The 13573-nt window shown below is 39.6% G+C and carries 13 protein-coding genes and 1 riboswitch; all 13 genes read right to left on the bottom strand.

Translation table 11 applies throughout. From position 1 onward, the window contains the following. Position 1: 1 nt before the first annotated feature. Positions 2-622: an ECF transporter S component gene (locus AWM76_RS03855; protein ID WP_003143433.1), complete on the bottom strand. Its 621-nt coding sequence runs from the start codon at positions 620-622 to the stop codon at positions 2-4. A 108-nt stretch (positions 623-730) separates the two neighbouring features. Further along, a riboswitch (FMN riboswitch) is annotated at positions 731-848 on the bottom strand. A 62-nt stretch (positions 849-910) separates the two neighbouring features. Beyond that, positions 911-1633 (bottom strand): pseudouridine synthase, encoded by a 723-nt coding sequence (locus AWM76_RS03850; protein ID WP_003143435.1) that lies wholly within the window; start codon positions 1631-1633, stop codon positions 911-913. A gap of 24 nt (positions 1634-1657) precedes the next feature. Further along, entirely contained in the window at positions 1658-2287 is a 630-nt protein-coding gene (scpB, locus tag AWM76_RS03845) for an SMC-Scp complex subunit ScpB (protein ID WP_003143436.1), read from the bottom strand. Further along, complete coding sequence (locus AWM76_RS03840) at positions 2284-3039, bottom strand: segregation/condensation protein A (protein WP_003143438.1); 756 nt, start codon at positions 3037-3039, stop codon at positions 2284-2286. The genes scpB and AWM76_RS03840 overlap by 4 nt, the downstream gene beginning before the upstream one ends. Before the next feature lie 15 nt (positions 3040-3054). After that, positions 3055-3468, bottom strand: a complete 414-nt coding sequence (locus tag AWM76_RS03835) for a GNAT family N-acetyltransferase (protein WP_003143439.1) — start codon at positions 3466-3468, stop codon at positions 3055-3057. 490 nt (positions 3469-3958) lie between these two features. Then, positions 3959-5254 carry an ABC transporter permease gene (locus AWM76_RS03830; RefSeq protein WP_039935952.1) on the bottom strand — a complete coding sequence of 432 codons (1296 nt, stop codon included), beginning with the start codon at positions 5252-5254 and terminating at the stop codon, positions 3959-3961. Continuing rightward, positions 5244-6155 carry an ABC transporter ATP-binding protein gene (locus AWM76_RS03825; protein WP_003143443.1) on the bottom strand — a complete coding sequence of 304 codons (912 nt, stop codon included), beginning with the start codon at positions 6153-6155 and terminating at the stop codon, positions 5244-5246. Before AWM76_RS03825 ends, AWM76_RS03830 begins: the two co-directional genes overlap by 11 nt. A gap of 257 nt (positions 6156-6412) precedes the next feature. After that, the gene (xerD, locus tag AWM76_RS03820) at positions 6413-7312 is read right to left on the bottom strand and encodes a site-specific tyrosine recombinase XerD (RefSeq protein WP_039935953.1); all 900 of its coding nucleotides are present in this window, start codon (positions 7310-7312) and stop codon (positions 6413-6415) included. 122 nt (positions 7313-7434) lie between these two features. Then, on the bottom strand, positions 7435-8295 hold the full coding sequence (locus tag AWM76_RS03815; protein WP_003143446.1) for a CvfB family protein: 861 nt from the start codon (positions 8293-8295) through the stop codon (positions 7435-7437). A 233-nt stretch (positions 8296-8528) separates the two neighbouring features. After that, positions 8529-9053, bottom strand: coding sequence for a shikimate kinase (locus AWM76_RS03810; protein WP_003143447.1), 525 nt, complete (start codon positions 9051-9053; stop codon positions 8529-8531). Positions 9054-9087: 34 nt separating this feature from the next. Then, positions 9088-10371 (bottom strand): 3-phosphoshikimate 1-carboxyvinyltransferase, encoded by a 1284-nt coding sequence (gene aroA / locus AWM76_RS03805; RefSeq protein ID WP_039935954.1) that lies wholly within the window; start codon positions 10369-10371, stop codon positions 9088-9090. Positions 10372-10378: 7 nt separating this feature from the next. Continuing rightward, positions 10379-11575: a chorismate synthase gene (gene aroC / locus AWM76_RS03800; RefSeq protein ID WP_003143451.1), complete on the bottom strand. Its 1197-nt coding sequence runs from the start codon at positions 11573-11575 to the stop codon at positions 10379-10381. A gap of 228 nt (positions 11576-11803) precedes the next feature. After that, a complete protein-coding gene (gene pyk / locus AWM76_RS03795) occupies positions 11804-13570 on the bottom strand; it encodes a pyruvate kinase (protein ID WP_003143452.1) in 1767 nt (588 codons plus the stop codon). Between the last annotated feature and the right edge of the window lie 3 nt (positions 13571-13573).

The following is a 13573-nucleotide window of genomic DNA, read 5'->3' as shown; positions in this document are numbered from 1 at the left end:
TTTAATGGTGTGAATATTCGCGCGTACCGAATCGATTGACTAGGGTTGGTAGGGTTTGAACTAGGACGAAATGTGCTAGAAGGGAAACCAATACCCCTTTGAACAAGTTGAATGGGATGATACCCGCAAGGATATATGTTTGCATATTACCTACATCAAAGTTCATGACTTGCATGTAGAATGGTGTGATCACGAAGTAATTTAAGATAGTCATTACTAATGTTAAAGAAAGGGTTGCAGCTAGGTAAGCAGCAATCGTTTTGCCGAAATTCATTTCTTTCGTTGATTTATTGCCTGTGTAAACTGTCGCCATTTGATCTTTCAATAAGTAGTAAATTGGCAAGATGTAAGCGATAGTCGCGATAAAGGCTGTTGCGTCACCGATTGGAATCCCCATTTCACCACCTGTATACATATAATGTAAACCGTTGGCGATTAGGCTGGCAACAACTGCTTTTTTAGGTCCTGAAATGAATGCGACGAGTAAGATTGGTACAAGTGAAAAGTCTACCTTCAAGTAAGGTAAGGCCGGGATGATTGGAAAACCAATAAACATCAATATGAATGATAGTGCCCCGACAATTGCGACCAATACGATTTCTTTAGTGTGATTTTTTCCCATGTGAATTTCTCTCCTTTTCTACTTCATGGGGTTGGCACTCAAAAGTGGAAATAAAAAAACTCTTTCCACCTTCAAGGTAAAAAGAGTATAGGCAAACAGACATAGTCCGCCCATCTTCTTCCGTCCTGACTTTACAGTCGGTTCTAGAATTTCACTAGATCAGTCCCAAATGGGAGTCGCGGACTTTACCGCCGATCGGGAATTTCACCCTGCCCTGAAGATTGCTTCAAATTTATTTGATTACAATACCTATTATAGCAAGTATCTTACTTTTTTCAAGTAGGATGCTTACTTTTTCTTGGCATTTGCTAACAATTCTTCGATTTCGTGTTTTAATAGGGTTCTGCTATCACCAGGTTTCAACCCTTTAAGGTCTAAAAATCCGTAACGTTCACGTTTCAACTTAGTAACTGGATGTCCAACTGCTTCTAACATTTTTCGGACTTGGCGGTTACGCCCTTCATGGATAACCAACTCGATAATAGTAGTCTTTTTGTCCTTATCAACAGAAAGAATTTTCGCTTGCGCTGGAGCAGTTTTCACGCCGTCAATTTCAACGCCTCGTTCTAATTGCTTACGTTCTTCTCCGGTTATCACACCCTCAACTTTAGCCACATAGACTTTGTTGATCTCATAGCGTGGGTGCATCAAGGTATTGGCGAATTCACCGTCGTTGGTCAATAACAAAAGTCCTGAGGTATTGTAGTCTAACCGTCCTACTGGATAAATCCGTTGTTCGATTCCTGGGAAAAAGTCAGTGACCACTTTCCGGTCTTTGTCATCTTTCACTGCAGAAATTACACCAATTGGTTTGTAAAATACGTAGTAAACTGGCTCTTCTTTGTAAATTGGTACTTGGTCTACTTCAATACGGTCATTGTTAGATACCTTATAGCCCAACTCTCTCACAACCTCACCGTTTACTTTCACCCGTCCTGCGGCAATCAATTTTTCAGACTCACGTCTCGAGGCAACACCTGCGTGTGCCATCACTTTTTGTAATCTTTCCATCTTTAAATAACTCCTATTGGTGACCTATTCAGTCGTTTCTTGTGTTTTTGTTTGGTTAAAGTCTGTCTGGTTAAAATCTTTTTGCTCAGGTTCACCGTTATCATCAATTTTAAAAAGGGTTTCTTCATCTACCGAGCCATCTAAGACTAGATTGTGAATGTCCGGCAAGTCTTCTAAGGACTCCAAGCCAAAATATTGGTAGAAGTAAGACGTTACCCCATAAATAATCGGCCGACCTGGTGAATCCTGACGGCCCGTTTCCATAATTAAATCTCGCTCTAGTAATTTATGGATCATATTAGATGACTGAACACCTCGAATATCATCGATCGTCATTCGTGTGACCGGCTGTTGGTAGGCAATAATCGCCAATGTTTCCAATGCCGCTTGAGACAATTTCGTCGCAAAAGGAGAAACCGCGTAATTTTTCACTACTTCACCATATGCTGCCTTAGTCACTAATTGAACACGTTCGTTAATAACGGTAATTCTTAATCCAGATTGGGGGTCATGTTGGAGACGATTTCGCAAAACCATCACGTAGTATAAAGCCCACTCCTGGCCTATATCTAATAAATTAGCAAGTTCATCGACGGCAATCCCATCTTCACCTGCTACGAAAAGTAAACTTTCTATTGCAGCGACTGCATTCATTCACTTTCCTCCCGTCTAATCAATTGAATATCTGCTCTTAAGTCTTCCTGGTATAAGTATAACTCATTTGACTTCACTAATTCCAAAATTGCTAAAAACATACTCACAATTTGACTACGCGATTGAATTTTTCCAAGAAAAACGGCTTCTTGAAACATCAATACATCCCGGTCCGCCTCAACGAAGGCTTGTCGAATATCCGCCATTGCAGTTCCTACTGAGTAAGTCTCACCTGCAATCGTGGTTTGGATAGGTTGTAGATTTTTCAAGCGGAAGGCCATCTTTTGAATGGCTCTATACAAGTCATCAGGCGTTAATTGGCGACCCGTCATAGGGATTTTCTTTTGATACGCCGATAAGTCTGATGGTTGCTTGGTATATTCCAACGACCGTTCAGCCTGTTTATCCGCTAAGATATGGGAAACTTCCTGGTATTGCTGGAAAGCAAGTAATTGTTCCACTAATGAGTCACGTGGATCATCTTCTTCCTCAACCGCTTCTTTAGGCGTTTTTGGTAGCATCATTTGGGTTTTGATTTCCAATAAAGTAGCCGCCATCACCAAATATTCTGAAGCAATATCCAGAGATAAGGCTTCATAGGTATGAATATAGGCTAAATATTGGTCGGTAACCAAATTTATGGGAATATCAAAAATATCTACCTTTAAATCTTTAATTAAGTGTAATAGTAAATCAAGCGGCCCCTCAAAGGCCGCTAGATCCAATGTTAATTCACTTGTATGTTCGTTCATCCTGACACTTTTCTCCTAGACTTGGGGTGTGTTTTCTTGTTTATTATCCAATTCCTTGTCCAACTCTTCTTGACGACGTTTTGTCCATTTTGACAAAATAGTTGAAAGAGAAATTACCCCAGTAAGGGTGTACACTGGAAATTCTTTCTTTAATGCCGTTAATAAATCATAAGTAAGTCCTTCTTCTCTAAATGAAGGATTGATCGATAAATAACGCACGACTAAAGTATCTGTATCATCATGTTGGTCGAAGCCTACTAAACCGATGATATTATCAGAATCAGCTTCTTTCCATAAATAGATTTTACGTTCTTGCTGATTAATTTTATCCATTTCTTCTGTAAGTTCAGAAAATTCTTTAAACTCAGGGATGTAGGATAATAGGCCCATTACGATTTTCTCGTATCTTCTTGTATAAGGCACTAACATCTTTGCCCTCCTTTTACTTTTGCATAATAACAAAGTATGTGTAAGAGTACATTAGCATACATCAGCAATCAAGGCAATTTTTATTAAAAATTTTTAAAGTTGCGAGAGAGACCGTTTAGCTCAATAACACTGGAAAATTAATGCCGTATCATACGCAGTGTGATGCAAACTAATTTGAAGTGGACTTGAGCTGGTCGAACGAACCCAACTACGAAAAGCACGCTTTACATACTTGTTATTGCATGTTTTTGCTAGCTGATAATATAATGTACCTTTTGGATAAACTGTAAAATATATGTATGTTTAACAAATTTCCTGATTATAAATCGTCAACCTACGGTGATGTATACTTGTTCTTTCAAAAAAACGCACAGTTTCAGTTTAATAAATGGCCGATGACAAGTGGTGGTCCGTCACGATGGTTAATCTTTCCCATATCGATTTCGATAAAAATAGCCAGGTCTAAACAGATCTGACTAGATAGTTGTCGCTATACCTTTTTCTCACTTTGTCTTAAAGTATAAGATTGTTTCAGTGTGCCGAATAAGCCTTTGTCTGAGTATGTCAGGACATTTGACTTGTAGAAGTTGGCGGATAACCATAGGCAAAGGATTGAGAATAGTAGTGAAATAATGACCGACAAGATTAATTCTTGGGTCGATACGGTTTCAGCAGCTATTCTGAATGGCATGACAAATGGTGTGAAGAATGGGATTTGTGAGGCTACTCGAACTAAGATATTGTTTGAGAAACCTAGTCCAAACATCCCGATGTAAAAACCAATAATACTCAATAGAATGATCGGTGTGATCATTTTATTTACATCTTGTACATTTGAAACAAGTGATCCAAGGAAGGCACCCAATACTGAATAAGTGATGATCCCCAAGAAGGCTAATAAGCTGGACCAAGCAATGATAGATGCTGAGTTAGATACTAGGCCTGGAATTGTTTCGTCCCCTAATAGGGCTTGTAATTCTGCTGGCATTGGCGTGTTCATGATCAGGATAAAGATGACGCCTAGTAAGATTGCATAGAAGGCAACTTGTGTCAGTAATACAAGGAAAATCCCCAACATTTTACCCATAAAATGAGTGGTTGATGAAATGGAAGATAGAACGATTTCCATGATGCGTGATCCTTTTTCCACGGCAATTTCTTGGGAAATGATGGAGATGTAATTCATGACAAACATGAATACGATAAAGGATACAAGGTAGGCGACACCTGTTCGTACAATGGATTGAATATTCTGGTCACTTTCGCTGGTACCGGATTCTAAATCAATGGTCTGGCTTTGGATGGCCACGTTTGAATCGATTAAATGGCTGGATTCTTCTTCTGTCAGGCCTAATGCTTGCGACCGGTTGGATAATTGAATATTGTCTAATACAGTCTGGAAGCCAGTAGTTGAGATGTTCTTCCCGGTATTACTTTTGTAGAAGTCAGCTTGAATAGCTTCCGGATCACTTTCGTCAATGATTAGGTAGCCGTCAATTTCCTCGTTAACTAGCGCCTCATTTGCCTGGTCGACATCTTGGTCAAAAATCAATTGGTTCTGGCCATTGTCTTCCATTTCAATTGCGCTGGCTGTTTGGTCACTGGCACCAATGATGGAAACCGTACCGATTGAATCAGAAGCAGTTGCCATACTGATAACGCCGGAAATGATAGCCACCACAGCGACCATCAAGATGGGGCTTAGTAATAGCATAATAAATGACCATGACATGACATTTTTCTTGTAGACTTCTTCGATAATAATACCTAAACGACTATTTCTCATGACGTCCACCTGCTTCCATTTTAAAAATTTCATCTAAAGTTGGCGGTTGTTGGCTAAAGGATTGAATGTATTCGCCATTTGAGATGGTCTTAAATAATTCAGGCCCTATATTTTCATCTGCTAGGACTAACTTATATTCCCCTGTTGTCAATTGACTAACCGATTCTACCCCTTCTAATGTGGCTAGGGCTTCTTGATCCCAGCCCTCAGCTTGGATGAACAGTCTTGTTTTTCCGTAGGCATTACGCACATCATTAATTTGCCCGTACAGTTTCTGTTCTCCGTTATGAATCATAACAACTGAATCACAAACATCTTGTACGTTGGCCATATTATGACTTGAAAAAATGATACATGCGCCTTGATCGCGCAGTCGTAGGATACCTTCCATCAAAAAGCCAGCATTTACTGGGTCTAATCCTGAAAATGGCTCATCTAAAATGACCAATTTTGGTTCATGGATTAAGGTAGCAATCAATTGGACCTTTTGTTGGTTCCCTTTGGATAAGGTTTTAATCTTATCTTTACGGTCGCCTTTAACATTGAAGTTTTCTAGCCATTCATCAATTTTGGCATTGATTTCTTTCTTTTTCATGCCACGCAAGCGGGCAAAATACATGATTTGTTTTTCAATGGTCATGGTCTCATAAAGTCCACGTTCCTCGGGTAAGTACCCCACCGTGTCATACACTTTCTTCATGTGTAAGGGGTGACCGTCCCATTTAACTTGGCCCCCATTTTCTGGTGTTAGAAAATTTAGAATCATTCGAAAAATTGTGGTTTTGCCAGATCCATTCTGGCCAACAATTCCAAGTATGGTGCCCGGTTGAATTTCAAATGATACATCATCTACTGCGACAACTCTGCCGAAGGTTTTTCGTAGATGTTCTACTTGTAACATACACTTTCGCCTCCTTTTGCTTTCTTATGTTTTCTTTGTTTCTTTCCCTTGGTCATCCGAAATGACTCGTTGGAGACAGAAGATCCAGGTAATTCAACGAATTTTATTATACCCTTATATACATTATAAATTACATGAAACAATTTAGGGTTTCAAACCAGGGAATAAATAACCCTTTTCTGAAAACATGCAAAAAAAGGCAGGATAATCCTGCCTTTTTAATTAAGTATGTGGTTATGCAAACATTCCTTGTATTTTTATGCCCGCGGATGATTTTGATTATAAATATCCTTCATATGTTGGGCATGAATATGAGTGTATATTTGCGTTGTTGAAATATCAGAGTGGCCAAGGAGTTCTTGGACAACTCTTAAATCCGCCCCATTTTCAAGTAAATGGGTAGCAAAGGAATGGCGCAGGGTATGGGGACTGATGTCTTTAGTGATATGAGCCATCATCACCATCTTCTTCAAGTTCTTCCAAACACCCTGTCTAGACAAAGGTTTACCCCGGTTATTCACGAATAAATAGCCCTGGGTCTCGTCTTCATCTTTTACTAGTTTTGGGCGCCCTTCTGTTAGATACTTGTTAATCCAGTCTTCTGCCATCTCACCGATTGGGACTAGTCTTTCTTTACCCCCTTTACCAATGGTTTGGATAAAGCCCATATCTAAATGGATATCTTCTAGTTTAATATGGATGATTTCAGATACCCGCATGCCGGTTGAATACAGGGTTTCTAGCAAGGTTCTATCCCGCAACCCTAGTGGCTTAGTGATATCTGGCGTCGCTAAAATCCGATCAACTTCGTCTAAGGTTAAAACAGCTGGTAAATGTTGGGTTTTCTTGGGTAAAGAAATCTTCTCCATTGGATTGTCTTCGATGACCCCATCCAATTTTAGGTAGCGGAAGAAATGACGCAAGGTTGACACGTAATGTGACCGGGTTGACGTGGCCAAATGGTCTTCGTCCATCCACTTTAAATGGTCTAACACTGTATCCTGACTAATGACTTGGACCTTTTCAATGCCTTGTCGATTTAAATAGGTCATCATTCGGTTTAATTCCTGCTTGTAGGAGATGATGGAATTTTCTGCCAACCCTTCTTCTACACGCATGGTATTTAAAAAATCTTCAATCACTTCAGTTAGCTTCATGCTTACCCTTTCTTCAATTAACAAAAACATATATAGTCAAAGGTTTATCTACTTGATGGGTGATGTAATTTCTCAAGGAAATGAAATGCATCAAACTACGCTGATAAACCTTTAATGACTCATTATTTAAGACGGATGCCGCCTTCAACTTGTTCAACTTGACCGTTCTTCAATAAGTTTCCTAAGGCACGCTTGAATTGTGCTTTAGAGATACCAAAGTATTCACGGATATCATCTGGATTCGATTTATCGTGGTATGGCAAGAAATGATTCGGTTGGCGTTGTAACAAGGCCAAAATCATTTGTGCATCCTCAGAAATTACCGTGTGGGCTAATGGCTTCAAGGACATATTTAAGTTCCCATTTTGTCCGATACCGATGACACGCCCTTGTACTTCTTGTCCTAGATGTGGTTCTTCCAAGCGTTCACTTTCATGGATAAAGGCTAGGAAATAGTCATCTGTAATTACATAAGTCCCCACTAATTTTGCGTGATAGACGGTTCCTTTCACTTCTTGGTTGGTCCAAGATTTTGATTGGGGTGATAGTTTGTTGGTAATTTGTTGGAAAACTTGGTCTTCAGCTAATTTACCCCAAATCCGTTCTTTTTTATCCACTTCTAAACGGATAAATAAGCGGTCGCCTTTTTTCGGCCATAAGTGTTTTTCACTTGGTAGGTCATCTAAAGAAACCACAATTTCCTTGTCCGCTAAACCAATGTCTACAAAGACCCCCAAGTCTTTACGAACTGCAGTAACAGTCGACCAACCATAACGTCCTTGACGAACGTCAGGCAATTGGGTGGTCATCATTTTAGTGTGTTTCATATTTTCATAAATGAAACCTTGGACTGCATCACCTAATTGGTAATCCCCTTCACTCTTATCAAGCTGGTAAGTAATACCTTCTTTTTGTACTGAATAAAATTTGTCATTTTGATCGGTTACCAACGCTGTAGTAACGGTACCTAATTGTGCGCTCATATATTTTTCTCCTTAAAACGGTGCTTTTGCTTGTTAACCTCATTGTATCATATTTATTAATTACTTGGCCGCAGCTTCATTCTTCAAACATCTGATTATACTCGATTCTCAACTAAAGGTAAACGTCGATTACACAAATAATGTATAAGTTGTCACTGTTACGCCTTTTTTTGCATGAAAAAAGGAGGCCCACACTTAAGCTGACGCCTCCTTTTTACACAAGTACATTTTAATTATTCCGTTTCACACATTTTCCTAATTACTTCTGCGGTTTCATGTGCATCGGTTTGACGAACATCCAGTAGGTAATTCGACGCTTCCTCGTATAAAGGAATTCGGCGTTCATACTTGGCAGCCATTTGACTTTTACTATTGGCATTGACTAAAGGGCGGTCATTGTTACCGGGACCACCACGATTAATCCGTTGCCACGAGGTTTCAAAGGTATCTTGTAAGTAGAAAACCTTTTCATGTTGGGCTAGCAGTTGGCGGCACTCCGCCGTTTCCACAATACCACCACCGGTTGAAATCACTAAAGCGGCATTTTCTTCAGCCTCTAGTAATTCAGTCAAGATTTGAAACTCCAACAATCTAAAACCCGATTCTCCAATTTGTTCAAATATTTCTGCAATCGTCTGACCTCGACAGGTCTCAATATACAAGTCCATATCCACAAATGGGACACCTAACTTGTTGGCCAAAATGCACCCGACTGTTGTCTTTCCGACACCCATAAATCCTGTTAATATGATTGGCATCCTTTGATCAACCTTCCATTTTCAATTGGGTGACTTACTTGCTTAAAGCGGCTAAGTCATCGAAGAAGCTTGGGAAAGAAATGTTGACTGCTTCAGGGCGAGCCAAGTTGACAGTTCCTTCTTTTACCAATAAAGCAGCAACTTGTAGCATCATACCAATACGGTGATCACCGTAACTATCCACATCCGCTGCGTGCAATGGTGTTGGACCAGTAATAATCATGCCATCTTTAGTTTCTTCGATGTTGGCACCCATTTTATTTAATTCTTTGGCTGTGACCTGAATACGGTCAGTTTCTTTTACTTTTAATTCTTCAGCGTTGCGAATCACTGTCCGACCTTCCGCTTGGGTAGCCGCTAAAGCGATAATTGGAATTTCATCAATTAATGCTGGAATAATGTCGCCACCAAATTCTGTTGCTTTTAAGTCGCTGGCAGAAACAGTTAAGTCACCGCTCAAGCCTCCTTCATGCAAGCTTGTTTCGATGTTGGCACCCATATTGTGCAAGACTTCAATAATCCCAGCTCGGGTTGGATTTAAACCAACATTTGGCATGTGGAGTTTAGACCCTTTAACTAATAGTGCAGCAACAATGAAGAAGGCTGCTGAAGAAATATCTGCTGGGACTGTAATATCCGTAGCTGTTAAGCTTTGACCACCTTCTAGATAGATGTCTTTATCGTCTACTTTTAGTTCAACGCCAAAGTTTTTTAACATGTTTTCAGTGTGGTCACGTGACCGCTCTTTTTCATGGATAATTGTTGTACCTTTAGCAGATAAACCTGCCAGTAAGATAGCTGATTTTACTTGGGCAGATGCCACTGGCATATCATATTCAATGGCATTTAAGTGGTCAACTGGTTGGATATACAAAGGCGCAAACTCGCTACCTTCTGAACCAGATATCGATGCCCCCATTTGACGTAATGGTAGCATAACACGGTTCATTGGTCGCTTTGATAGAGATTCGTCACCAGTCATTTTAATTTTAAATGGGAATCCTGAAAAAAGTCCTGCCAGTAAACGCATGGTCGTACCGGAGTTTCCAGCATCTAAGGCATGATTTGGTGCTGTTAAGCCTTCAATACCCTTACCGTGAACGATGACAGACCCATCTGCTTCTTCATCAATTTGAACACCAAAATCACGGAAGATATTCATAGTTGAAATACAGTCTTCCGCATGTAGAAAGCCTTCAATTTTTGTGGTGCCTTTAGCAATAGAAGCGAACATGATCGCCCGGTGAGAAATTGATTTATCACCAGGAATCGTTATTGTCCCTTCTAATGGATTGGCATCAATCATTAATTCTTTCATGGATGTCTTACTCTCCTTCATTTTGCCAAATGTCAGGGTTTTTAGCGTATTCACGGTAGTTGTTTACTGCTTTAACTAATTCATTGTAGTCATCATGTGGGAATTTTTCTAAAATTGCTTGGGCTAATTCAGTAGCGATTACTGTCTCACCAATAATGGCTGCACGTGGTACCGCCGTAATGTCAGAACGTTCAATCGACGCTTTGTAAGGTTCTTTGGTGTAAATATCCACTGATTGTAATGGATGGTATTGTGTTGGAATTGGTTTTTTGTATCCACGGACAATAATTGGCATACCAGTTGTCATACCACCTTCAAAACCACCCATATGATTGGTTAAACGGTAGAAACCTTGTGTATCGTCGTAGGCAATTTCATCCATTAATTCGTTACCAAAACGGCTAGCCACTTCAACACCATCACCGACTTCAGCCGCTTTAAAGGCGTTAATCGATACCATAGCACCTACTAATTTAGCGTCTAATTTCTTGTCCCAGTGTGTGTACGATCCTAAACCAGCAGGAACATTTTTTGCGATTACTTCGATAACCCCACCTAAAGTGGTGCCATCTTTTTTTGCTTGGTCAATTTTCGCTTTGATTTCTTCTTCAATTGAATGGTCAATCATTTTTAATTCTGATTCATCCGTTGTTTGACGGATTTCCTCATAAGAAAGACTTGTTGCATTAACCTTACCTTCAACGCCACCCAAAGCTTTAACGTAAGCGATGATTTCAATATCTAAGCCATCTAAGATTTGTTGGGCAATAGAACCAACAGCTACACGCATTGTTGTTTCACGAGCAGATGAACGCTCTAAAACATTACGTAAGTCTTTAAAACCGTATTTGATCCCACCAACTAAGTCAGCATGCCCCGGGCGTGGATGATGTACAGTACGACGTTTTTTAATACCCTCTTCTACATCTTCTGCACTCATGATTTCAGTCCATTTTTTAAAGTCTCTATTTTCAACAATCAACGTAATTGGTGAACCTAAAGTTAATCCATGGCGAACACCTGAAGTAATGCGCACTTGATCTTTTTCAATTTTCATACGATTACCTGCACCATAACCCATTTGACGGCGAGCAAGATTCTCGTTGATTTTATCTATATCGATTGGTAAGTTTGCTGGAACGCCTTCAATGATCGCAGTTTCTAATGGACCATGTGATTCGCCAGCTGTAATGAAACGTAGCATGTACTGTTTCCTCCTAATTTTTCAATTTCTCTTATTCATTTTAGCCTTTATTTCCAATAGGGGCAATTATATTTGTACAAAAATTAGAAAATAATGAAGATTCAGTCGAAACATTTAATATAATGTATCATTTTTGCAAAAAGAAAAGTGCTGACCAAGCTAAGAAAGCTCAGTCAACACTTTTTAAATGTCCGAATAATAGATTTTAGTGACTCAGGTTAAGCAAGATTAGATAGTTGTAGTTGCGCCGTTATAAACGATACCACGACGAGCATCAACTGTTACTAATTGGCCATTTTCAATTGAAGAAGTTGCGTTTTCTGCACCTACAACAACTGGAATACCATTTTCTACACCTAATACCGCTGCATGGCTTGTTAATCCACCTTTTTCAACAACTACTGCTGCAGCATTTTTAATTGCTTCATTGTAGTCGTTGTCAGTTGATTTCACAACTAATACAGAGTTAGGTTTTACGTTAGCTACTGCATCTGCGGCGTTGTCTACAACTACTGCATGACCAACAACAGATTTTTCTCCGATACCTGAACCTGATACTAATTTTTCACCAATAACTTGGATTTTCATCAAGTTAGTAGTACCTTTTTCACCAACTGGTACACCAGCAGAGATAATAATTGTATCACCATCCTGAGCGTAGCCAGATTCTTTCGCTACAGTACCTGCTAATGACATCATTTCGTCAGTTGAAGCTGGTTTTTCAACAACAAATGGTTCTACACCCCATGCTAAAACTAATTTACGTGCTTGGCTTTCAGAGAAAGTTAAAGCGATGATTTTAGCGCTTGGACGGTATTTAGAAATCATTTTCGCTGTGTGACCAGATTCAGTCGCTGCAACAATTGTTGAAACGCGTAAGCTACGAGCAGTGTAAGCAACAGATTGGCTGATTGCTTCTGCCATGTCACCTTCTGTACTTGGTTTTAATGAACCAATGTCAGTTTTCGCTTCTTTACGTCCTTCACTTACTAATGCAATACGGTTCATTGTTTGAACTGCTTCTACTGGATAGTCACCGGCAGCAGTTTCACCTGAAAGCATGATTGCGTCAGTACCATCAAAGATTGCGTTCGCAACGTCAGATGCTTCTGCACGAGTTGGACGTGGGTTAGATTGCATTGAATCTAACATTTGTGTAGCTGTAATAACTGGTTTACCAGCTAAGTTACATTTACGGATCATGTCTTTTTGTACAACTGGTACTTGTTCAGCTGGGATTTCTACCCCTAAGTCACCACGAGCAACCATTAAACCGTCAGATACAGATAAGATATCGTCTAAGTTATCTACACCTTCTTGGTTTTCGATTTTAGGGATGATTTGAACTGATTCGTTACCAGTTTCTTCTAAGATTTCACGGATTTCTAGGACATCACTTGGTTTACGTACAAATGACGCTGCGATATAGTCAATATCATTTTCTAGACCGAAACGGATATCATTTGCATCTTTTTCAGTAATACCTGGCAATTGAACAGAAACGCCCGGTACGTTAACACCTTTTTTATCTTTGATGACACCAGTGTTTTGTACTTCAGTAACGATTTCGTTATTTGCAGTGTCAATATCAGTTACTAATAAGTCTACTAAACCATCATCAATTAAGATATGAGAACCTTTTTCTACATCATTAATCAATTCAGTGTATGTAATTGAGAATTTTGTTTCGTCACCCTCAACTTCTGTCATTGATACGCGAACTTCAGAACCTTTAACCAATGTTACAGGTTTGTGGTCTTTCATGTTGTTTGTCCGAATTTCAGGACCTTTAGTGTCTAATAAGATTGCAACGCGGCGACCAGTTTTTTCTGAAGCCTCGCGGATGTTGTTGATACGTGCTAAATGCTCGTCGTGGTCTCCATGAGAGAAGTTCAAACGAGCAACGTTCATACCTGATTCAATCAGTTGAACTAAAGTGTCTACAGACTCCGATGCGGGTCCAATGGTACATACAATCTTGGTATTTTTTTCCATAAT

Source organism: Aerococcus viridans (assembly GCF_001543285.1).
Classification (GTDB): Bacteria; Bacillota; Bacilli; order Lactobacillales; family Aerococcaceae; genus Aerococcus; species Aerococcus viridans.
The sequence above is the reverse complement of the archived record's forward strand: the minus strand, read 5'-3'. Positions and strand labels throughout refer to the sequence as shown.

Excerpts from the sequence above, each read along its gene's own strand:
- pyk (WP_003143452.1), bottom strand. The coding sequence starts at position 13,570 with ATGGAAAAAAATACCAAGATTGTATGTACCATTGGACCCGCATCGGAG.
- AWM76_RS03810 (WP_003143447.1), bottom strand. The coding sequence starts at position 9,053 with ATGCCAATCATATTAACAGGATTTATGGGTGTCGGAAAGACAACAGTC.
- AWM76_RS03835 (WP_003143439.1), bottom strand. The coding sequence starts at position 3,468 with ATGTTAGTGCCTTATACAAGAAGATACGAGAAAATCGTAATGGGCCTA.
- aroC (WP_003143451.1), bottom strand. The coding sequence starts at position 11,575 with ATGCTACGTTTCATTACAGCTGGCGAATCACATGGTCCATTAGAAACT.
- aroA (WP_039935954.1), bottom strand. The coding sequence starts at position 10,371 with ATGAAAGAATTAATGATTGATGCCAATCCATTAGAAGGGACAATAACG.
- xerD (WP_039935953.1), bottom strand. The coding sequence starts at position 7,312 with ATGAAGCTAACTGAAGTGATTGAAGATTTTTTAAATACCATGCGTGTA.
- AWM76_RS03850 (WP_003143435.1), bottom strand. The coding sequence starts at position 1,633 with ATGGAAAGATTACAAAAAGTGATGGCACACGCAGGTGTTGCCTCGAGA.
- AWM76_RS03855 (WP_003143433.1), bottom strand. The coding sequence starts at position 622 with ATGGGAAAAAATCACACTAAAGAAATCGTATTGGTCGCAATTGTCGGG.
- AWM76_RS03815 (WP_003143446.1), bottom strand. The coding sequence starts at position 8,295 with ATGAGCGCACAATTAGGTACCGTTACTACAGCGTTGGTAACCGATCAA.
- AWM76_RS03825 (WP_003143443.1), bottom strand. The coding sequence starts at position 6,155 with ATGTTACAAGTAGAACATCTACGAAAAACCTTCGGCAGAGTTGTCGCA.
- scpB (WP_003143436.1), bottom strand. The coding sequence starts at position 2,287 with ATGAATGCAGTCGCTGCAATAGAAAGTTTACTTTTCGTAGCAGGTGAA.
- AWM76_RS03830 (WP_039935952.1), bottom strand. The coding sequence starts at position 5,254 with ATGAGAAATAGTCGTTTAGGTATTATTATCGAAGAAGTCTACAAGAAA.
- AWM76_RS03840 (WP_003143438.1), bottom strand. The coding sequence starts at position 3,039 with ATGAACGAACATACAAGTGAATTAACATTGGATCTAGCGGCCTTTGAG.